Annotated in this window: 18 protein-coding genes; 11 read left to right on the forward strand and 7 right to left on the reverse strand. The window is 48.2% G+C overall.

Features of this window, described 5'->3' with window-relative positions; translation table 11 throughout:
* Complete coding sequence (gene cyoA / locus WG89_RS22580) at positions 1-897, reverse strand: ubiquinol oxidase subunit II (RefSeq protein ID WP_079253993.1); 897 nt, start codon at positions 895-897, stop codon at positions 1-3.
* 215 nt (positions 898-1,112) lie between these two features.
* Between cyoA and WG89_RS22585 the strand changes: the two genes are divergently transcribed.
* Positions 1,113-2,525, forward strand: coding sequence for an FAD-dependent oxidoreductase (locus WG89_RS22585; RefSeq protein ID WP_062269966.1), 1,413 nt, complete (start codon positions 1,113-1,115; stop codon positions 2,523-2,525).
* 96 nt (positions 2,526-2,621) lie between these two features.
* Positions 2,622-3,035 carry a hypothetical protein gene (locus tag WG89_RS22590; RefSeq protein WP_062269967.1) on the forward strand — a complete coding sequence of 138 codons (414 nt, stop codon included), beginning with the start codon at positions 2,622-2,624 and terminating at the stop codon, positions 3,033-3,035.
* Positions 3,036-3,081: 46 nt separating this feature from the next.
* Here the strand turns inward: WG89_RS22590 and htpG are convergent, their stop codons facing one another.
* Positions 3,082-4,995: a molecular chaperone HtpG gene (gene htpG, locus WG89_RS22595; protein WP_062269968.1), complete on the reverse strand. Its 1,914-nt coding sequence runs from the start codon at positions 4,993-4,995 to the stop codon at positions 3,082-3,084.
* 159 nt (positions 4,996-5,154) lie between these two features.
* Positions 5,155-5,865: a DUF599 domain-containing protein gene (locus WG89_RS22600; RefSeq protein WP_062269969.1), complete on the reverse strand. Its 711-nt coding sequence runs from the start codon at positions 5,863-5,865 to the stop codon at positions 5,155-5,157.
* A gap of 322 nt (positions 5,866-6,187) precedes the next feature.
* Between WG89_RS22600 and WG89_RS22605 the strand changes: the two genes are divergently transcribed.
* The 3 genes from WG89_RS22605 to WG89_RS22615 all read left to right on the forward strand — a co-directional run bounded on the left by WG89_RS22605 (position 6,188) and on the right by WG89_RS22615 (position 9,040).
* Positions 6,188-6,586, forward strand: a complete 399-nt coding sequence (locus tag WG89_RS22605; protein ID WP_153301762.1) for a hypothetical protein — start codon at positions 6,188-6,190, stop codon at positions 6,584-6,586.
* Positions 6,587-6,767: 181 nt separating this feature from the next.
* Complete coding sequence (locus WG89_RS22610) at positions 6,768-7,544, forward strand: class II glutamine amidotransferase (RefSeq protein ID WP_062269971.1); 777 nt, start codon at positions 6,768-6,770, stop codon at positions 7,542-7,544.
* Between the two features lie 176 nt (positions 7,545-7,720).
* Positions 7,721-9,040, forward strand: coding sequence for a hypothetical protein (locus WG89_RS22615; protein ID WP_062269972.1), 1,320 nt, complete (start codon positions 7,721-7,723; stop codon positions 9,038-9,040).
* Between the two features lie 39 nt (positions 9,041-9,079).
* Here WG89_RS22615 and WG89_RS22620 read toward each other — a convergent pair whose 3' ends face one another.
* Positions 9,080-10,183, reverse strand: coding sequence for an ion channel (locus WG89_RS22620; RefSeq protein WP_153301763.1), 1,104 nt, complete (start codon positions 10,181-10,183; stop codon positions 9,080-9,082).
* 322 nt (positions 10,184-10,505) lie between these two features.
* Between WG89_RS22620 and WG89_RS22630 the strand changes: the two genes are divergently transcribed.
* On the forward strand, positions 10,506-12,272 hold the full coding sequence (locus WG89_RS22630; RefSeq protein ID WP_079253994.1) for a hypothetical protein: 1,767 nt from the start codon (positions 10,506-10,508) through the stop codon (positions 12,270-12,272).
* Positions 12,273-12,300: 28 nt separating this feature from the next.
* Here the strand turns inward: WG89_RS22630 and WG89_RS22635 are convergent, their stop codons facing one another.
* A complete protein-coding gene (locus tag WG89_RS22635; protein ID WP_062269976.1) occupies positions 12,301-12,750 on the reverse strand; it encodes an NfeD family protein in 450 nt (149 codons plus the stop codon).
* A gap of 17 nt (positions 12,751-12,767) precedes the next feature.
* Positions 12,768-13,682, reverse strand: coding sequence for an SPFH domain-containing protein (locus WG89_RS22640; protein WP_062269977.1), 915 nt, complete (start codon positions 13,680-13,682; stop codon positions 12,768-12,770).
* A gap of 223 nt (positions 13,683-13,905) precedes the next feature.
* On the opposite strand from WG89_RS22640, the gene amt reads away from it, so the two are divergent.
* Positions 13,906-16,014 (forward strand): ammonium transporter, encoded by a 2,109-nt coding sequence (gene amt, locus WG89_RS22645; protein WP_062269978.1) that lies wholly within the window; start codon positions 13,906-13,908, stop codon positions 16,012-16,014.
* A gap of 131 nt (positions 16,015-16,145) precedes the next feature.
* On the opposite strand, the gene cysK is transcribed toward amt, so the two are convergent.
* A complete protein-coding gene (gene cysK / locus WG89_RS22650; protein ID WP_062269979.1) occupies positions 16,146-17,117 on the reverse strand; it encodes a cysteine synthase A in 972 nt (323 codons plus the stop codon).
* Between the two features lie 165 nt (positions 17,118-17,282).
* Here cysK and WG89_RS22655 point away from each other — a divergent pair, with 165 nt between their 5' ends.
* The 4 genes from WG89_RS22655 to WG89_RS33010 all read left to right on the forward strand — a co-directional run.
* Complete coding sequence (locus tag WG89_RS22655) at positions 17,283-18,119, forward strand: AAA family ATPase (RefSeq protein ID WP_062269980.1); 837 nt, start codon at positions 17,283-17,285, stop codon at positions 18,117-18,119.
* A gap of 9 nt (positions 18,120-18,128) precedes the next feature.
* Complete coding sequence (locus tag WG89_RS22660; protein ID WP_062269981.1) at positions 18,129-19,310, forward strand: vWA domain-containing protein; 1,182 nt, start codon at positions 18,129-18,131, stop codon at positions 19,308-19,310.
* Between the two features lie 3 nt (positions 19,311-19,313).
* Complete coding sequence (locus WG89_RS22665; RefSeq protein ID WP_062269982.1) at positions 19,314-19,673, forward strand: SH3 domain-containing protein; 360 nt, start codon at positions 19,314-19,316, stop codon at positions 19,671-19,673.
* An 824-nt stretch (positions 19,674-20,497) separates the two neighbouring features.
* Positions 20,498-20,650: transposase zinc-binding domain-containing protein (locus WG89_RS33010; RefSeq protein ID WP_172806888.1), on the forward strand; the 153-nt coding region annotated here is incomplete at its 3' end.

Consider the following 20,650-nt stretch of genomic DNA (forward strand, 5'->3'; position numbering starts at 1 on the left):
TCACTCCAGGTTATTGGCTTTCTGCCGTGGCAATGCATCACCCTGCCCGGTGTACTTGGCCAGAATCTTGTTAAATAAATCGGGTTCTACATTTGAAAAGTATTCAACAGGATGACTCATCTCAGGCTTGATCAGCTGCTGGTAACGGGGAATGTTCAGAGGTTTCCCGGCTCTCCTGACGTGATTGATCCAACCTGAAAAATCATTGCTTGAAAGACTGAGCGCATCAAACACCATATTGGGAAAGCCCCGACCACTGAACTGGGTATTCCGCCCCTGATACCGACCGGGTTCATAGGCCATCAGATTCAAATGAGTGGTCATGCCAGCCATGGCATAGATCTGTCCTCCCAGCGCCGGGATCATAAAGGAGGTCATGACCGTATCAGAGGTGATATCAAGACTCAGTGGACGATCGCTGGGGAATGCCAGCTCATTCACCGTAGCAACACCCTGCTCGGGATAAATAAACAACCATTTCCAGTTCTGGGCAACAGCCTGCACTTTTAACGGCTGTTGTTCACTACTCAATGATTTATAAGGGTCCAGTCGATAGGTGTAGACCACCACCAGTACACCAATGATGACAATTATCACCAGAGGGCCTGTCCAGATGAATAACTCCACAAAGATAGATTTGTGCCAGTCTGGCCGGTACGCACCTTTGCCCTTCCCGGCCCTGTATCGCCAGCAAGACCAGAAGGTCAAAAGATACACTGGCAGCAAGGTAAACAGCATGATGACGCTGGCCAGGTAGAGCAGATCACGCTCAGTCTCGGCCACCGGTCCTTTCGGATATAGAATCGGTGATGACTGCAGATTGCAGCCCTCAAGCAGGAAAACAGCTAACAGAATGGTCAGCCATTTTGACAGTTTTACAGCAAGGCTGGATGGCATCGACAAATTCCACAGTTACAGAGAACTGATCAGAATGACCCGTTTCAAGCACACTACAGGTTAGATCAAAACCTGTATCGCGGAGCCAATCTCAGCATAATTTTGTCAACTCATCCCAAAGTATGATCGACTATGGTCGGGTACTCTCCCGGGAATCCTCTCCCCTATTCTGTGTCAGACATTGAACTGATTTAATGATTTAGAGGACGACGAAAATGCTGGCAACGGACCCACTCATTAACCTTGAAAAAGGTTCTGCACATACATTACCAAAACAGGATGAATGCAATTCATCCCGTAATACTGGCTGTATTGGCTGGTTTCCTGTGCGCCTGATCACCTGGTCCTGTTCAGCTCTTAAATACCTCGCCTGCGAAGCCTCTGAGTATTTTCATCGTCCAGCGAAAGATCTTGAACAAAGAAAAATTAAAACCGTTTTTGTAGGCGCTGGCCCTGTCGGTTTATGGACCGCTATTCAGCACAAACTGAATAATCCTGATGCGGATATCGAAATGTTTGACAAACATTCCACCTACACTCGAAAGCACACTGTTCGTGTAGACCTGGACAGCTTCAAGGGTGCAAAAATGAATCTCGGCCTGAAGTTCCTGAAGATGAAAATCCAGCATCTGCACGGTCGTATTGGCTGTAATGTATTGGAAGAACAACTGCTTGGTATTGCTCGGGAACTGGGAATCAAAGTGAATAACGATGGCGCAGAAGTCACCGAGATTGGACCCGACAGCATCACCCTGAAAGATAAAACCGTCGTCAAATACGATCAACTGGTGGGTGCAGACGGTGCCCACTCTAAAATGAGGAAAGCCCTGCACAGCGAATCCCTTGAAAAGGGTGAAGCCGTGGACCTTAAAGCCTTGGGTCGGGAAGATAAAAACGAAGAGTTCTCAATGCGACGTGAGATCCAATATCGAGCCAGAATTCGCTATCAGGTAAAGGGGGACACTAAAAGGTTAAAAAGTACCTGGTTAAGCTGGATGAAACATTACTACCCGGTCAGCAAGCTGTTTGGCTCCCCTGTTGATGAGCATATTGGTCCGCTAAAAGACAATGGCACTCGAACTATCACCCTGGACTTTTTCGTCAACAAAGAGGAATACGATGCGCTGTACAAAGATGGAAAAGGTTTCAACCTCAGCCACCCGGCTCACCTCAATGACTTGCCGGCAAGCCTGTCGAAAAAGATCCGAACCTGGCAGGAGCTGAAGACACGCAACGGAGAAGTCCAGGTACCAGACAGCACTGAAGCAACACCTTATGCTCTGATGTACTTTCAGTCCAAAAAGGTTACAGCGGTGACCAGTGAAGATAAACCTGTCTATTTGGTAGGCGACTGCGCCACTGCACTGCCCTACTTCCGATCTCTGAATAACGGCTTGAAATGTGCCAATACGCTGGGAGCCTCTCTTGCCAGAGGTGACAAAAAACCTCACAGAGCTTCTGCCCTGACAGACAATTATGACCGTCTGGTGAATCTCAGAGCACGCAAGGAGTTTGTGGTAGCGAGGATCAAGGATAGAGCCGTCAGCCTCTTGAACGGAACACTGCGATGGGTCAACCGTTCCCCCTTCCAATTAAATTATTTTAAAGTTCAACCTGCTGAAGGATAACCAACTGGTTATCTGAACTAACAGAACCGAGCCCATACTGCTTTAATTAGCTCTACAATCAGATAGGAATGAAAACGAATCAGGGAGGTATCGTTTATGAGAGTAGAAGGACAAAGTACGACAAGGCCCCATCAGTCACCGACAGAAAATCTGCCCCGCCCTATCCAGGGACGCTCTAATGACAGAAATGTTGAGAGCCTGCCAACGCTGGAGAGCTTACTCAACAAAATCGCTGAGTTTTTTGAGGACGTAGCGACGGAGCTTAAGCCTATTGGCAGCTATCTATGTCAGGTACTGACTCTGAAGAACTTTATGCGAGCAGCCAGTGACATTCGACACGAAACTGAGCAGGCCACAATTGATGTCAAGCTGAAGTATACCGACTCAAGGTCTGAGCGATTCAGGTTGAAAGCCAGAAAAGAGATGAATGAATTTAAACACGATCTCAAAAACGGCTGGGCTGATTTTAAGGATGATGTGAAAAGTGGCTGGGATAAACTGGTCAAATAATGAATGGGGAGCTGGAACCTGAATCAAGTTCCAGCTCCAACACACCTTAGCCTGCCATTTCCAGCAGCAGTTTGTTCAGGCGCTGTACGTAGCTGGCTGGATCATCCAGCTGGCCACCGGCAGCCAGATTTGCCTGATCAAATACCACCCGGCACAGGTCAACAAAACGGTCTTCGTCCGCTTCCTGATCCAGACGACCAATCAGGGGATGTTCAGGGTTGATCTCAAAGATCGGCTTGGCTTCAGGCATGGCCTGACCCGCAGCTTCCATGATCTTGCGCATCTGGGCGCCCATGTCGTGCTCACCAACAACCAGACAGGCAGGAGAGTCTGTCAGACGGTGAGTCACACGCACGTCTTCCACCTGATCGACCAGAGAGTCCTTGATGCGCTTGAGCAGGTCTTCCTTCTCTTTAGCACTGTCTTCAAGGGCTTTCTTGTCCTCTTCGTCGTCCAGCTGACCCAGATCCAGGTCACCACGAGCAATGTCAGCAAACTGTTTGCCATCAAATTCGTTCAGGTGGGACATCAGCCACTCATCTACACGATCTGACAACAGCAGAACTTCAATGCCCTTCTTCTTGAAGACTTCCAAGTGGGGACTGTTAGCCGCCGCATTGTATGTTTCCGCCGTGATGTAGTAGATCTTGTCCTGACCTTCCTTCATGCGGGAAACATAGCCTTCCAGAGCCTGATTCTGTTCAGCTCCCTTGCTTTCGGTAGAAGCAAAACGCAGAAGTTTGGCGACCTTCTCACGGTTCGCAAAGTCTTCAGCCGGACCTTCTTTCAGAACCTGACCAAACTCTTTCCAGAACTCAGCGTACTGCTCAGGTTCTTTCTTGGCCATTTTCTCCAGCATGTCCAGTACACGCTTGGTGAGAGCGGCTTTCATACTGTCTACAGCCGGATCTTTCTGAAGAATCTCACGGGAAACGTTCAGGGACAGATCGTTGGAGTCCACCACACCCTTGATGAAGCGCAGGTACATTGGCAGGAATTCATCAGCCTGATCCATGATGAAGACGCGCTGAACATAAAGTTTCAGGCCCTTCTGCATGTCACGGTTGTAGAGGTCAAAAGGAGCCTTGGCAGGAATGAACAGCAGGCTATTGTATTCCAGCTTGCCTTCAACACGGTTGTGGCTCCACTTCATTGGATCCGCGAAGTCATGACTGATGTGCTTGTAGAACTCTTTGTACTCTTCGTCTGTGATTTCAGAACGAGAGCGAGTCCACAGCGCTTTGGCCGTATTCACGGTTTCCCATTCAGGCGCCTTATCTTCCTGCTTTTCTTCTTCCTCAGACGGCATATCCTGCTTGATCATCAGGATCGGCATGGAGATATGATCAGAGTACTTACGAATGATATTGCGCAGGCGGAAGCCATCAGCAAACTCTTCAGCATCGTCTTTCAGATGCAGGATAATGCTAGTCCCACGCTTTTCCTTGTTGATGCCTTCAACGGTAAACTCTCCGGAACCGTCAGACACCCAGCGAACAGATTCGTCTGCAGAAACACCGGCCTTGCGAGTCTCAACAGTCACCTTGTCGGCAACAATAAAAGCTGAGTAAAAACCTACACCGAACTGACCAATCAGCTGGGAATCCTTCTGTTGATCGCCAGTGAGTTGCTGCAGAAAATCAGCCGTGCCGGACTTGGCAATAGTACCCAGGTGGGCAATTACGTCATCGCGGTTCATACCAATGCCGTTGTCGGCGATGGTGATGGTCTTGGCTTCCTTGTTAAAATCAACACGGATATCCAGGTTTGGATCGCTTTCCAGCAGGCCGTCAGTGTGAAGCGCTTCAAAGCGCAGCTTATCAGCAGCATCAGAAGCGTTAGAGATCAACTCCCTCAAAAAGATTTCGCGGTTGGAGTACAGGGAGTGGATCATGAGGTGCAGAAGTTGCTTGACCTCAGTTTGAAAACCCAGTGTTTCTTTTTTAGCTTCGACAGTCATTTGACCCTCTACGTTGCTTTCTCGCAGCGGCCACCGCCGGAATTTCTCCTGGCTGGCAGCCTGATCATAAATTGCTTTGAAACTAATGTGGGGACAGGGTTTGTGATTTCAAGGCAGAAATCCGGATTTTTTCAAATCAACCTGTTACAGCCAGAAAACCTACTCTCTTTCACTGATAGAAAGTGCATCCAGAACTTTTGAGTGGAACTCCCTTCGATAGAGAATAACAACCACCATGACCGAGCTGAAAATGAAAAAGGCCGGATGGATAAACCAGGACAGGGTCGCCAGCGCAAAATAATACGCCCTCAACCCATAGTTAAAATGATTGGCCGCCAGCGTCATGATGTAACCCGCCTTGTCGGCAAATACCTTCTGCTCGGTCTTGTTACCACTGATATCCTGCATAAGCGGTGCACTGCCCATCAGCACGCAGGTGAAATTATAGAGTCGAAGGCTCCAGGTGAACTCGAAGAAGGTGTAAACAAAGATAATCAGCATCACCAATACCTTGAGCTCCCAGAGCTCTCGGGTATAGGAAGTGACAAAGGGCATTGTCGAAAGCACTCCGACGGCTTCTTCAGAGGCCGCAATACCCGTGATCAAGCCAGCCATAACCAGAATACTGGTAGACGCAAAAAAACTGACCGAGGCCCTGAGGCTCGCGAGCAAACTGGCATCTGCAATCCGGTTGTCACGGCCCAGCAAACGATACATCCAGTCCCTGCGATAAAGCGCCAGGACGCTGGCCAGACAAGGAGTGGCCTGGCCCTTTCGGTAGGCAAAGATGGTATATCCGACCCAGAGCACTATTAGAGACAAAAGTGCCAACCAGTCAAACCAGGAGGCTATCCCTGAGACATTGGTCATTGCTTCCTTCTCCCTATGTATTTGTTCTTACTGTTACATTTCAATGTATCGTTAAACCGGACTAAACGACAATCCGCAATGAACATCGATGGCCATTTGGCAAAAATACAAAACCGTTATTCTGGTATTCAGATCAAAATCCCTGAAACTTATGTTAGAGTGCTTGAACTGCTTTGGCTCGATACTCACCGGTTAACACCAGCATCAATATAGACTATTGTTTCAGTTTGCATCGACTGGAGCCTCCGGGTAGTACACCCTGCTTTTTAAATTCATGGCCATTTTCACAGTTGGCCGGGCTCCATCGACTATGGGAGAAAGGATGGCAAGTTCACATTTTATCATGGGTTGGGCAGTCTACCTGGCTGGAGCAACAGGCTGCCTGCTGGCTCTGATCCTTATCACAGGAAGATTGCCCGTCCGTTTAAAGCGTGCCCTGAGGCTCACAGCAGCTGCATTGCTGTATACCCCCTGGTGGCTGAGCCCGGGTTCTGACCTCCTGTCTCCCGCGCTTTTCACAATGGTTTTTGATGCTCTGACCAACGGTTTTGATGCCATGGCACGTGCAGGCCTGATTACCGTGATCACGGCAGGAGCAGCCTGCCTGATTGCTATCATTCTGCCCGTCAAAACGACCCGGACTAAAGAAGAAAAGAGTGAGCAGAAAAAGCCCGCTTCAGAGGGTCGGAAGAAACCGAAAAGGCAGGAACCTAGCTGTTAATGCAGTAAAGCGTTCATGCCAATACAAACTCCGCTCAACCTGAGCCTGTCGAAGGCTGCTGGTAATGCACTTCGACAGGCTCATTGCGAACGGTCTGGGGTTTAGCGTATAGCTGCACGATAACCATAAACAGCCATGAGCCCATACAGCCAGGCTCAAACAAGAATAACGGACACTTGAGATGTGTGAACTGCTGGGCATGAGTGCCAATACACCCACTGATATCTGCTTCAGCTTCAGTGGTCTGATGCAAAGGGGTGGCCGAACCGGCCCCCACAGTGATGGCTGGGGCATTGTTTTCTACGAAGGGGCCGGAGTCAGAGAATTCCGGGATCCTCACCCAAGTTGTGACTCTGAAATCGCACGACTGGTCAGAAATTATCCGATCAAAAGTGATATTGTCATCAGTCATATTCGCCAGGCCAATGCAGGCCGGGTTTCACTGGAAAATACCCACCCTTTTACCCGGGAATTCTGGGGACGCAACTGGACCTTTGCCCACAATGGCCAGTTAAAAGGGATCAAGAAAAAGCCTCTATGCTATTACCGTCCAGTGGGCACCACCGACAGTGAATATGCTTTTTGCTGGATAATGTGCAAGCTCAGAGAGCGCTTCCCAAAGCCCCCTGCACGTCCTGCTACCTTGCATCGCTTTATCCATAAGCTGGCTTTGGAATTGCGTGAGCTGGGAGTCTTTAATATGTTATTGACGGACTCCAAGCATCTCTACTGTTTCTGCTCAACCAAGTTAAGCTGGATTACCCGAAAAGCACCTTTTGAAAAAGCAACTCTCAAGGATGACTCTGTCAGTGTTGATTTCCAGGAAGTCACCACAGAAAATGACATTGTCACGGTTGTAGCCACAGAACCTCTGACGACCAATGAATCCTGGAATATTATGAATTCCGGCGAATTAATTGTGTTCCGCGAAGGTCAGGTTGATTTTCACGAAGAGTGAATAATTAATCGGGATGATAATTAAAGACTGACTATTTAATAGAACTTTCAGCAACTTTATTAATCATCCCTTTCACTTTTCGGTTCCTGGAAAGTGTTCTTGATCAATACATGAATTGTTATTAATAGCCTTCTTGTCTATATCGAGTGTCTTGCTTCTTAATCAAAGACCCCGACATGGCCCGTTTTCGCAACCTTCTGCTGCGCACTCTTTTCTTTGCCTCGCTATTTGTTAGCTATCAGGAATGTGCACACTCCATCTCAGTTTCAACGCTTGAACATTATGAATTTATTGAAGAAGTGGAACTGTCTGCTGAAAGAAACTGGGGTTATTTCATGTATGCCGTTGCCAATCTTGGCACCAAAATTTCAGCCAAAGACGAAGGTTGTCTGGACTACCCAATGGTCAGCGGAACCATAAATGATGGGTTGAAACAGCTCTGTGAGCAGTGCAAGGATGGCCAGGCTCAATGTCAAAAGTTCAGAGCCATGAAAGATCTTGGTTACGCCTTTTCAAAAATGAATGAGAGTTATTACAGCAGCACCAAAGCCTCTTTGTACAGCAGCATGAAGATAGTGACTCTACCCTTCACAACCGTCACTTTTATTCTGGCTAGAAAAGGCCTGAAGCCTATCTGGAGCATATATTCCCCCAAGCTGACTGAAATGGTTGTAGTAAAAAAACTGGGGAAATTAAAAGCCAAAATTATTCCCAAAGGCGCAATCAAAAGAATTCAAAAGTATGCAGCTAAACGCCTGAGTCGAAGATCCACTAGAAAGACAGAACAGAAGGTCCTTTATTACGCACCTCAACTTTCTTATCTGACGGCACTGGCAAAATGGGCAGGTATTGGAATAGCTGTCTATATGGGTACAAGAGTCATTACCGACATTGCTTTGGCAGATCGTGGTGCTTTTTACTTTTATATCAATCGCTATTCACTGGGCGATAATCAGGCCTTCAATAACTGGTACTCCTGGATTGCCAGCTATGCTTACACGTTCGACAACGATACATCCTGGTTGTTTGACGCCCCTCAAATGACCGCCAAAGACTATTTTGAAGTCCCCCTGGATATGGATCTCTACTATGCTCTCCTGAGCCATTGGGCACACAAACTGAAACCCGAGATAAAATCTGAACCTATCGAATACACAGGCTACCCTGCGGATCAATTCAATACCGTGTATGCCTGGCATCGGGAACTGGTGATGGATCAGGACAAGAAAAACCTCCTGAACAGAATTACAGAGAACCTGAAGACAGCCCTGTCCAGAATACCTTGCCAACGTCTGAGCCTGTTTACACCCAGATCCGGCTACTTCCCATCCCTGTATCTGACAGCCTGCGTAGCCAAGAATCGCAAAGACTTGGTATACCGTCTGGATGACCTGCCGCAGTGGTATCAACTCCCTCTGAAGGAATTCAGCCGTTTACTGGCTCGACTGAGTGCAGCCACTGGCAGCAGCACAATGGCCTTTTACAAAAGACAATGAGTGGATCAATAACGGTTGAGCGCTCTCTGGCCAAACGGTTTACATTTCAATGTCTCGCCATTGAATTTCTTCGGTACGAATACGCTGGGCAGACATGTAATAAACCAGTTGCCCTCCTTTCACCAGACGATCACCCTCCGGGTTAAGTACCAGATCATCCCCGGTCACCGTCTCGGCAACCCCCAGGGCAATGGCTTCATGGCGATTTTTCAGAAACTCCAGTAAACGGCTGAAGGTTACCCCGGTGAAATTCTCAGGCACCCTGACACTGTATTGAGTGGGACCAATCAAGGTGGAAAGCAGTTGCCCCTGAACCCTTGAGGAACCAGGATCCTGAGCGGATCGAACCAATAATTCCATGGAAATACTGGTGTGACACTCCACTTCAGGGCAATGGGACTTGAGCAATTTAACCATGTGCTCCTGTTCAAACCAGGCCACGATATGAGCTGTTTCTGACAAAGCAGCAACGGTAAGGCAGCTGGTTAAGGTCTTATCATCCGTGGACCGGTAAATGATAACCCGATCAGCACTCTCGACACCGGCACGCCTGAGTAACTCGTCGTCACTCAGACTTTCACCCTGAATAAAAAGCACCTGGTCAGGCAGTGGATTATCCATCTCTTCCGTTGCACAAAGTACAACCTTTCTGTCTTCCCGGCGGGTGTCACCAAAGATCAGTCGCACCATTCTGGGTGTCCGCTCGGGATGCCAGCCCAGGATCACGATATGCCCTGACAGTGCTGAATAATCGCCCTTTCCCTTCATATTCTTTCTCCATAACTCGACAAAAAATGAGGACAGTTTGCCGAGAATACCGGCAAATACCACCACACCACCGGGCATAACCAACAGGGAAGCCGTCAACCTGCCGCCTGAAGTTTGCGGGCTGAAGTCGCCATACCCCACCGTTGTGGCCGTGGTCACAAAATAATAAAACCAGGTTTCCGGTGTAATCAGGGCAGATTCACCGGCAAGAAACATTAACAACCAGCTGCCAAAAAACAACAGCATGAATAGAACCAGCAAAGCCAGCCAGCTTAATTTCAACAGATGCTGATTAATAAAATGCAGGGTTGTTTTTAACAGTCCCAATGCTTGTCCTCCATGAAACTCATCACTACCTGACGCTTTTTTGAGCAAAAAACCTTCTCTTATCACTCAGACTGATAAGAGTCATTTCTTAATAAAGAAAGACCTTAACTCATTGACCGAAGAGTATGCCGGAAGAAAACAAAAACAGCCATGGAGAAAAAGAATGAACCAGAATCAGATTCAACAATTCTTGCTGGGATATTGATATGAAACAGAGCTATGAACCACATTAATTAGATAGAAAGGCGCTAAAAACCATCTTTTAAGTCATCTACGAATAATTCTTTAGAATAACCCGATTAAATTCAACACAGCCTCGATGGATTGACTAATCTTGCGTCTTACCCAAATGTAAAAAGAGCGAAAAATTATGAAACTGCCACCGTCTTTATTCAATGGCCGGGGTGGCGAGAGATGGAACTCTTCTTTATGCATACACCCGTGCAGACAATGGAAAGCACTCACGGTTATTTTATCTTGCCTGATGTCCATCATGGCTTCTGAGGCTTATTCTGCCATTAGTATCGATCCGAGTCAGATTGATTTTGGCATGGTGCCTGTGGGTGCGACTGAGAAAAAAACCATCAACATATGCAATCCGAAGACAGATCCGAATCAAACGATTCTCCTCTTTAAAACTCCGGAAGGCTTCAGGGTTGAAGGTACAACCCCCATGCTGCTTCATCCTGGCCAATGCCAGAAATATACGCTGGAATTCACCCCCAAACTGACGGATACCGGCCTCACACGTTACGGAATTCTGCTCAATGACGACAAGCATGTTGAAATGGCCGAATACTTGTCTCGCCTGGTTGCGAGGGTAGAACAAAAAGACACTGACAAGCCTGAGAAGGATGAGCTGCTGGGCCGGCTCAGTGGGATATCCCTGGACCCTGCAGAATGGGTTCACAGGATTCCCGCTATCTATAATCAGCCGACCTATCGATACCAGGGTCTGATTGAGGATCAAAGTAACGGTTATAAAATGATCGAATCACAATATGGAACGCTGTCCAATTACCTGCTTGAGGATAATGAATCGGTATTTACTTTATCCAGTGACTATCCCGAAAGTCTTGTCAGTCAGTTCCAATGGTCTGCAACGAAAAACTCATGGCTCAGACTGGCCGAACAGTTCTCAGCACCCGAGAATAGCTGCGGGCTTGCCCTGCACCCTGCCCATCGCTGGTTGATTACCGGCTCAAGGTTAGATTCTACCCTTACGGCCCATGACACCAGAGGAATTGAACCCAAACCTGTCAAAGCCTCCGGACTGGCCGACAGCTTTGCACAGTTTTGCAATCTGTTGTTTGATGCCACCGGCAATACCTTGTTCAGTCTTGCATTCACCAGCCAGTATGAGGGCAAGAAAACGAAACTGATAGCCATGCGGTTTAACTCTTCAACCGGTATGCTGGAAGATCCTACCTATGAGCAGCTAGGGTCAGATACCAGTGTCAGTACGCTTTCAACCCTGCACGCTATGTCTATGGATGATCAGAACAGGCTTGCCGTTCATCACATGCGCTCAGGCAGCAAGCTGGCCAGACGCTATCAATACTCCCCGGAACAACATCGCCTGGAACTTAAGGAAGACATCACCTTTGATGAGGATGAGCCTGCGCTCAGAACCATTGATCAGTCCAGGAATGGTCATTACCTGTTGATGAACAGCGAGAAAGCGGGCGAATTCAAAGTCAAACACCGTGTCGAAAATCAATGGCAAACACTGCTTATCGAACAGTGGCAACCCTTCACCGACACCTTGAACGAAGAAGAATTCACCCCAGTGGATGGCCGCTTTGCTCATTTGAGTGATGACTTTGTCATTACCACTCGAGAGAATAACAGTTTAAGACTCTACTCCGAATCATCAAAAGACAGTCGAAGATGGCGATGCCAGCAGGCGTTCTTTGAGGAAGAAGGGCTCCCCATGAATACCTCACCAAGAAAAGTCATGTTCAGCAAAGACGACCGATGGATAACCGTGATGACTGAAAAAGCGATCCTTTTTTTCCAGAGAATGGATTGCGAAACCGTTAGACAGCAATTCCACTGGCCACACAGCAAGCCGGAATGGTGGGAAAATTATGAGCAAAAAGTCTGTACTGTTTCTGAGGAGATGACCACCCCCTGATACAACAGAGGGGTGGCACCATAAATAATCAGTTGTGCTTGTCAATCAGGAGCGTCATGCCCTCGGAACCGGTGATAATCACAGAACAGCCCTTCTCCAGTTGGCCCGATGCCCTGACAGACCACAGGGTATCGCCAATCTGGATCTTGCCCTGACCGCCCGGAAGATCATTTTCCAGCACCACTACACGACCAATCAGCTGTGCCGCCCGCTGGTTCAGTTGAGGGTAATCACTTTTCTCATTCACTTTCCGGAAAAACTTCCAGTAAGCCACGGTAAAGATCAAGCTACCCACTGCAAACCAGACCAATTGCCAGGCCCAGCCAGTATCAGGCAACAGCCACAACACTGCCGCCAACAAAAACGCGGCAGCGGCACTGCCCAGCAAAAAACCTCCCGCCCCCAGGGCTTCGAGCCCGAGGCAGATAAAGGCGATAATCAGCCAGTGCCAGGGTTGAAGAGAATTCAGAAAGTCCATATTTCACCTGCATCCATTCAGGAAGGTTGTTTCAAGTCTTCAACGAGCTCTTTAATGCCCGCCAGAGAACCAATGACACTGCCCGCTTCCAACGGCATCATGATGGTTTTGCTGTTTTCAGCCGACGCTACCGATTGCAGAGCTTCAACGTATTTCTGGGCGATAAAATAATTAATGGCCCTTGGATCACCGGTAGCAATGGCCTGAGAAACCACTTCCGTCGCCCTGGCTTCTGCCTCCGCCAGTCTTTCACGGGCTTCTGCTTCCCGTTTTGCCGCTTCCAGTTCACCTTCGGCTTTCAGAATCTGGGCCTGCTTCTCACCTTCGGCAACCTTGATGGCGGCTTCACGGCTGCCTTCTGCTTCAAGAATCTGTGCACGCTTCTCCCGCTCGGCTTTCATCTGTCGAGCCATGGACTCCACCAGGTCGGCCGGTGGCGCAATATCCCTGATCTCTATCCGGGTCACTTTGACACCCCAGGGATTGGTGGCTTCGTCCACCTTGGCCAGCAGCATACTGTTGATACGATCCCGGTTTGATAACATTTCATCCAGTTCCATGGAACCCAGTACAGCACGGATATTGGTCATCACCAGATTCTGCATGGCACGGTAAAGTTCATTCACTTCATAGGAGGCGCGAACAGCGTCCTGCACCTGATAGAAACAAACGGCATCCGTCGTTACCTGAGCGTTGTCGGAAGAAATAATTTCCTGAGGAGGAATATCAAGTACCTGCTCCATCATATTGATTTTCTTACCAACACCATCAACAACAGGCACAATAACGTGCAACCCTGGTGCCAGCGTACGGGTGTATTTTCCAAAACGTTCTACGGTGTAATGAAAGCCCTGGGGTACCATTCTGACACCGGTCCCTATCAAAACGGCAATCAGAACCACTAATGCAATTGCTGTAATCTCAAAACCCACTGAGTCACTCCTTCGCCCGATAAAAAGGTTTAAATCCGCAGACAGCCCTGAGCTATAAGGCCAGCTGAGGAAACTATGAGACGACCTGCAAAAGCATTGCAGGCATTTTCAAAACCAACAGTCTGACAGAAAAAAACAGGGTTGTCCTGAAAGACGCCCTGAGCCATAAAGTATGACCACCAGAGGCAGATAGCAGTTAGAGAACTTTACATGGGCAACTGCCATGCCATACGGCCACCTCAACACACTGTTCCTGACCCTCTGCATTCTGCTGGTCTTTATGATGCAGATTGGTTTTTTGTGCCTGGAAGCTGGTGCGGTCAGAAGCAAAAATAATGTCAACGTAGCCGCCAAAAACCTCCTGGACTTCGTTCTCGTTACGCTGGTGTATGCCTTGATCAGTTTCTCGATACAGTTCGGAGCGTTTGATGCACTGCTTGAAAGGGCTCACCCACGCTCACCAGGCTACCCCTATCTCTTTTTAATGTTTCAGGCACTGTTTGCTGTTACAGCCACTACCATTGTTTCCGGTGCCATTGCAGAACGCAGCAGTCTGAAAGCTTATCTTGTCATTGCCCTGCTGGTGGCCCTGGTTATCTATCCGATTGCAGGACAGTGGATCTGGGGAGGCATACTGGGCACCCCTGAAGGGTGGCTGCACGAAATGGGCTTTATTGATTTTGCAGGTGCCACTCTGGTCCATGTTCTGGGTGGCAGTGTTGCCCTGGCAGCCATTCTGATTATTGGCCCCAGGGACGGTTTTGGGGAAGAGAGCTATAAAAAGTTCAGAGGACAGAACCAGGTCATTACCCTGATGGGTGCCATGTTGATTTGGTTAGGCTGGTTTGGTTTCAACATGGGCAGTCTTCTGAAAGTTGACGTATCCATGCCGACCATTATGACAACTACGATGCTGGGTGCTTGCTCAGGTGGCCTTGCCGCGACGGTATGGAGCCTGATTTTCTTCAAGAAATTCGATGTACCTGTCATTGCCAATGGTGTCCTGGCGGGTCTGGTGGGCATTACCGCCGGTGCCCATATTCTGGAAATCTATACCTCCATCATTATTGGTTTCATTGCCGGATTGATTTGCTGTGGTGCAATGGCGCAGCTTGAACACTGGAAAATTGACGATGTCATTGGTGCAGTACCGGTTCACATGGCCGCAGGCATCTGGGGGACTGTTGCTGTTGCCCTTCTGGGAAATCTTCGCGAGGTCAACAATGGACTTAACACAATAGAGCAATTGGGTGTTCAGGCCATGGGGGTTGCTGTCACCGTAGCCTGGGCCTTTGGTATCAGCTATTGCACCCTGTTTGTAATCAATAAATTTATACCCTTGAGAGTCACCCGCGAGGCTGAGCAACTGGGCCTGAATATTGCTGAACATGGCAGTACAACTGAACTGTCAGATTTGGCTCACAAACTCGAGAAGCAGGCCGAACAGGGTCACTTCAAACCTGTCATTCATGAACCTTTTTCAGAACTGGGTGGTATTACCCGACAGTACAATCGGGTTTTGGAACGGTTTCTGGAAACTCAGAACCGTTTGAATCTGAACATTAAAACCCTGCAAAACATTCGTGACCAACTTCAGATGCAGAGAGACAAGGCCGAATCAGCCAACCGCCACAAAAGCATTTTTCTGACCAAAATGAGTCATGAAATCAGAACTCCGTTGATCGGAATCATTGCCACTTCTGATTTAATGAAGGATGAAAACCTCACAGAAGATCAGGCTCAGTATGTTGAGATTATTCAGCAATCAGGACAAGCCCTGATGGATATCGTCACGGATGTACTGGACTACTCCAGAATTGAGTCAGGCAAACTGGAGTTGGAAAGACAACCCTTCGACCTAACCACCCTGTTTGAACAGAGCAAATCAGTCTTCATACCCGAAACCCTGTCCCGCCCTATAGAACTGGATATAAAAATTGAACTGGGGACACCGGTTGACCTGATGGGAGACGTTAATCGTTTGAGGCAAGTAATGGTCAACCTGATTGGTAATGCCTTTAAATTTACCGATTCAGGGACTGTCATGGTGAACGCCAGCACCGTTGCAGAAACGGACAGTCTACTGATTGAAGTGATCGATACCGGCCCGGGCATTCCGGAAGAAAAGCTGAACTCTATCTTTGAATCGTTCGAACAGGCAGATAACACTCACAGCAGACAGTTTGGAGGCAGCGGCCTGGGTCTGACCCTGAGTAAACATCTGGTGGAATTAATGGGCGGCAGCCTGAGTGTCGCCAGTGAAAAAGATAAAGGTTCCACTTTCACTATCAAGCTGCCTATAGTTCGTCAGGAAACCCAAAAGTCAGCCTGATGATCTGGCTGACTTTTCAGGATTCCTGAAATAACTTCCGATTTACATACGGATTCTGCTCACCCTCAACTAGTCGAAGGGTTGCGGTAAGGGCTTCGACAGCTCAGCCCGAACCGGTTATGGGAAGGTTGCTACTGTACGGTTTCATTCTCAGAGAACACACCTTCAAACAATGGTGTAGATAGATAACGCTCACCGGAGTCTGGCAGTATCACAACAATATTCTTACCTTTATGAACCGGTTGCTCTGCCACTGTTAATGCTGCAGCCAATGCCGCTCCACCCGAAATACCGGCCAGAATACCCTCTTCCCGCATTAATTTGAGTGCCGTTTCAATAGCCTCTTCATTGCTGACCTGCTCAACTTCGTCCACCAGAGTCAGATCCAGATTTCCGGGAATAAAGCCAGCACCAATGCCCTGAATTTTATGAGGGGCAGGTTTCACTTCTTCGCCTGCTATTGTCTGACTGATCACCGGCGAGGCACTCGGCTCCACAGCCACAGAGGTAATGGCCTTACCCTGAATTTCCTTGATATAGCGAGAAACACCGGAAATAGTCCCCCCGGTGCCGACACCGGCCACCAGAACATCAATAGAACCGTCGGTGTCATTCCAGATTTCAGGGCCCGTGGTTTCTTCGTGAATTTTAGGGTTGGCCGGATTTTCAAACTGTTGCAGCAGCAAATATTTTTCGGGCTCGGCTTCTGACAGCACTTTAGCCTTGGCAATAGCACCCGGCATACCCTTGGCAGGTTCTGTCAGAATGATATTGGCACCCAGAGCCTTCATGACTTTTCTTCGCTCCAGACTCATGGAAGCAGGCATGGTCAAAGTCAGAGGAATGCCTTTAGAAGAAGCCACAAAAGCCAGTGCAATACCGGTGTTACCACTGGTAGGCTCAATCAGTTCCATACCGGGCTTGAGACGTCCGGACGCTTGAGCATCCCAGATCATGCTGGCACCAATACGGCACTTCACACTGTTAGCCGGATTACGGGACTCAATTTTTACAAAAATATTATGACCACTCGCCAACCGGTTCAGTTTAACCAGAGGCGTATTACCAATGGATTGAGAGTTGTCCTGAAATACCTTTGTCATGAGACCGTTTCCTTGTTAAATAAAGAAAGACTTTACTCCTCTCGTAAATATCTTAAAGTAATAAAATATTATTATTCGATATCAATATAGAATAAGCATTCACTCTATCCGTAAAGCGCTATAGAGTGCACACACAACAATAATCCCAATGACTTGATATTGACCATGAAATTCGATTCTACCGAGAGTTACATAGCGACCAGCGAATTGAAAACCGCTGTCAATGCCGCCATTGCCCTGCAGCGCCCTCTGTTGATCAAAGGCGAACCCGGCACCGGCAAAACCATGCTGGCCGAAGAGGTTGCCGAGTCTCTGGGCAAAAGATTGTTGCAGTGGAACATAAAATCCACGACCAAAGCCCAACAGGGATTGTATGAATACGACGCCGTGTCCCGGCTTCGGGACTCTCAATTGGGTGATGAGAAAGTACACGACATTGGCAATTACATTGTCAAAGGCAAACTCTGGGAAGCCTTTGAAGCCGATGAACAGGTAGTGTTGTTGATTGACGAGATCGACAAAGCCGATATTGAATTCCCCAACGACCTGCTGCAGGAACTCGATAAGATGGAGTTCTTTGTCTATGAAACCCAGAAAATCGTCAAGGCCAGACAACGCCCTATCGTCATCATTACCAGTAATAACGAAAAAGAACTGCCAGATGCTTTTCTGAGACGCTGCTTCTTCCATTACATCCGCTTCCCTGACCCGGCCACCATGAAGCAGATTGTTGATGTCCACTTCCCGAAACTGAAGCAGGATCTGGTCTCTGAAGCTCTGCAAATGTTCTTTGAACTGAGAGAGATCCCGGGTTTGAAGAAAAAGCCTTCTACCTCTGAACTGATTGACTGGTTAAAGCTGCTGAACTCTGACGACATTCCTGCTGATATTCTCAGAAACAAAGATTCCCGAAGTGCCATTCCACCGCTTTATGGTGCTTTGGTTAAAAACGAACAGGATGTACAGCTGCTGGAAAGACTGGCTTTTATGACCCGTCGATAGGGTAAACCGATGCTCAACAACTTCTTCGATACCGTCCGGGCCTTTGGTGTCCCGGTCAGCACCCGTGAATACCTGGACCTGCTGAAAGCCATGGAAGCTCATGTCGTGTTTGCCGACACCGAGGCTTTTTATCAGCTCTCCAGAGCCATTCTGGTCAAGGATGAACGGCACTATGATCGATTCGACAAAGCCTGCAAGGCCTTCTTTGATGGCATAGAGAGCATTGAAGACCTGCTGGAAGCCACCATTCCAGAAGAGTGGCTTAGAAAAGAGTTCATCAATCAACTCAGTGAAGAGGAACGGGAAAAACTCAAAGCCCTGGGCAGCCTTGAAGAGTTGATGGAAACATTGAAAAAACGCCTGCAGGAGCAGAAAGAGCGTCATGCCGGTGGTAACAAATGGATCGGCACCGGAGGCACCTCCCCTTTCGGAGCGTACGGAAACAACCCCATGGGGGTCAGGATCGGGCAGCACGAAAGTCGAAACAAGAGCGCCACCAAGGTTTGGGACAAAAGAGAGTTCCAGAACCTGGACGATGACGAAAGGCTGGGCAGCCGCAACATGAAAATGGCCCTGCGCCGACTGCGAAAGTTTGCCCGTCAGGGCGCCGCTGATCAACTGGATCTGGATGACACCATTCGCTCCACTGCAAACAAAGGGCTATTGGACATCAAACTGGTGCCTGAGCGACGCAACTCGGTAAAAGTTCTGCTGTTCATGGACATTGGCGGTTCCATGGATGCCCACATCAAGGTCTGTGAAGAGCTGTTTTCCTGTGCCCGTTCCGAATTCAAGCATATGGAATTTTTCTATTTTCATAATTATCTTTATGAGGGCGTCTGGAAAAACAACTACCGTCGTCAAAGTGAAGTCACCGAGACCTGGGATATCATCCATCGATTCGGCAAAGACTACAAAGTGATTTTTGTGGGCGATGCCCAGATGTCACCTTATGAAATTACTTCATCGGGTGGCAGTGTTGAGCATTGGAATGAAGAACCTGGCCATGCCTGGATGCAGCGCATGCTGGATCACTTCGAAAATGTCATATGGCTGAACCCCATTCATAAAGACAGTTGGGAATACACTCATTCCACCCAGATCGTTCACGAACAATTTGAAGGCAAGATGTACCCTCTGACCGTCAAAGGATTGGAAGAAGGGATGAAAGAACTCTCAACCAAAAGTTAAATCATGACAACCGTTAAAGTTATAGAAAGTTACGATGCCTGCTACCCGGACCCGGTCACTTTCAACAAGGGGGACGAGCTGGAGCTGGGTAAACTTGACGATGAGTATCCGGGCTGGATCTGGGTTACATCGCCTTCAAAAAAAGAGGGTTGGGCTCCCCTGCCCCTGATCAGGCGGTTAAACCAAAAGCTGGGAACAGCCATTGAAGACTATACCGCCAGAGAACTCAGTGTCCTGGTAGGCGATGAGTTAAAAATCCTGCGGGAGCTCAACGCCTGGGCCTGGGTAAAAAACAGCAAAAAAGAACTGGGATGGGTACCGGTTTCCAAACTGGAACAGTCGACTACCCAGGAGCCTGTCTGACTTAAGCGTTCGAGCATAAATTTCAGAAAGAACGGCCGAAACCGTCTTATGATCGACAGCCTCCCAGAACTTCTAAAATTTCGAAGGGCAATGGTCAAAAGCTGTTGCCCTTCCCCACCCACGCCTCTCTAACTCCAAAACACCAAAATACGTAGTTACCACTACCGAAACTCTAAATAAACTGGCAGAATAAATCCCAAAAATACACCCCCGGCAGGATGCTGTGACGAGTTAAGGGAAATTACTCCACTGTTGTATAAATAGCAGTCAATCTCAGGGCGGTAGCGTGTCTGAAGACCCATACACTGCGATTTCGCAGCCTCGTCACGCAAAGTTCTAGCGCAACTTAGCGCATAACCGCATCATGTTCGCACTGAGCCCCATACCGTTCGCACTGAGCCTGTCGAAGTGCATTTCCAGCACCCTTCGCAAGTTCATGCTGAACGGAGTGTGTATGACCAATAACGCTTCGCTTCACTAGCACGAAAGTTACGTAAAAAGAGTTCGTTTAAGCAAACTTTCCTTTGTTCTCTAACTCTCTGAAATTGATAAGTTTTTAAGGCATTTTTATCGCACGTACTGCTTAAGCGGAATTTAAAGAAATGATGAAATGCGAACGGGTTGTTAAATGGCTATCAAGAGGCGAGTTCTCTGTAGCCATTGGGGCTCTAGTTACTGGGAAAGTTCGCCTTTCGTAATCTACAACTACTTATACGGCTTTATTCCGTTTAAACCACTGTTGCACGCGCCCAGCTAGCGCTGGGGGAAGTTAATAACAGGATTGTGTTCTATCTTTGAGAGTTCTTGATCATCCGATGGAACTCATGAACACAACGGTTCAGAAAATATTCAGGCAGGACTTTGAATTCTATAGCAAGAATAAAAAACTGCCACTGCATCAATATAAAGCGGCTAATGATTTCATAAACTGCAGAACGGCCGCTATGGGTGGCCATATACAAGCCTGCCCCGAAGGG

Source organism: Endozoicomonas arenosclerae (genome assembly GCF_001562015.1).
GTDB lineage: Bacteria > Pseudomonadota > Gammaproteobacteria > Pseudomonadales > Endozoicomonadaceae > Endozoicomonas_A > Endozoicomonas_A arenosclerae.

Coding starts and splice junctions, on each gene's coding strand:
- cyoA (WP_079253993.1), bottom strand. CDS start 897: ATGCCATCCAGCCTTGCTGTAAAACTGTCAAAATGGCTGACCATTCTG.
- WG89_RS22585 (WP_062269966.1), top strand. CDS start 1,113: ATGCTGGCAACGGACCCACTCATTAACCTTGAAAAAGGTTCTGCACAT.
- WG89_RS22590 (WP_062269967.1), top strand. CDS start 2,622: ATGAGAGTAGAAGGACAAAGTACGACAAGGCCCCATCAGTCACCGACA.
- htpG (WP_062269968.1), bottom strand. CDS start 4,995: ATGACTGTCGAAGCTAAAAAAGAAACACTGGGTTTTCAAACTGAGGTC.
- WG89_RS22600 (WP_062269969.1), bottom strand. CDS start 5,865: ATGACCAATGTCTCAGGGATAGCCTCCTGGTTTGACTGGTTGGCACTT.
- WG89_RS22605 (WP_153301762.1), top strand. CDS start 6,188: ATGGCAAGTTCACATTTTATCATGGGTTGGGCAGTCTACCTGGCTGGA.
- WG89_RS22610 (WP_062269971.1), top strand. CDS start 6,768: ATGTGTGAACTGCTGGGCATGAGTGCCAATACACCCACTGATATCTGC.
- WG89_RS22615 (WP_062269972.1), top strand. CDS start 7,721: ATGGCCCGTTTTCGCAACCTTCTGCTGCGCACTCTTTTCTTTGCCTCG.
- WG89_RS22630 (WP_079253994.1), top strand. CDS start 10,506: ATGAAACTGCCACCGTCTTTATTCAATGGCCGGGGTGGCGAGAGATGG.
- WG89_RS22635 (WP_062269976.1), bottom strand. CDS start 12,750: ATGGACTTTCTGAATTCTCTTCAACCCTGGCACTGGCTGATTATCGCC.
- amt (WP_062269978.1), top strand. CDS start 13,906: ATGCCATACGGCCACCTCAACACACTGTTCCTGACCCTCTGCATTCTG.
- cysK (WP_062269979.1), bottom strand. CDS start 17,117: ATGACAAAGGTATTTCAGGACAACTCTCAATCCATTGGTAATACGCCT.
- WG89_RS22655 (WP_062269980.1), top strand. CDS start 17,283: ATGAAATTCGATTCTACCGAGAGTTACATAGCGACCAGCGAATTGAAA.
- WG89_RS22660 (WP_062269981.1), top strand. CDS start 18,129: ATGCTCAACAACTTCTTCGATACCGTCCGGGCCTTTGGTGTCCCGGTC.
- WG89_RS22665 (WP_062269982.1), top strand. CDS start 19,314: ATGACAACCGTTAAAGTTATAGAAAGTTACGATGCCTGCTACCCGGAC.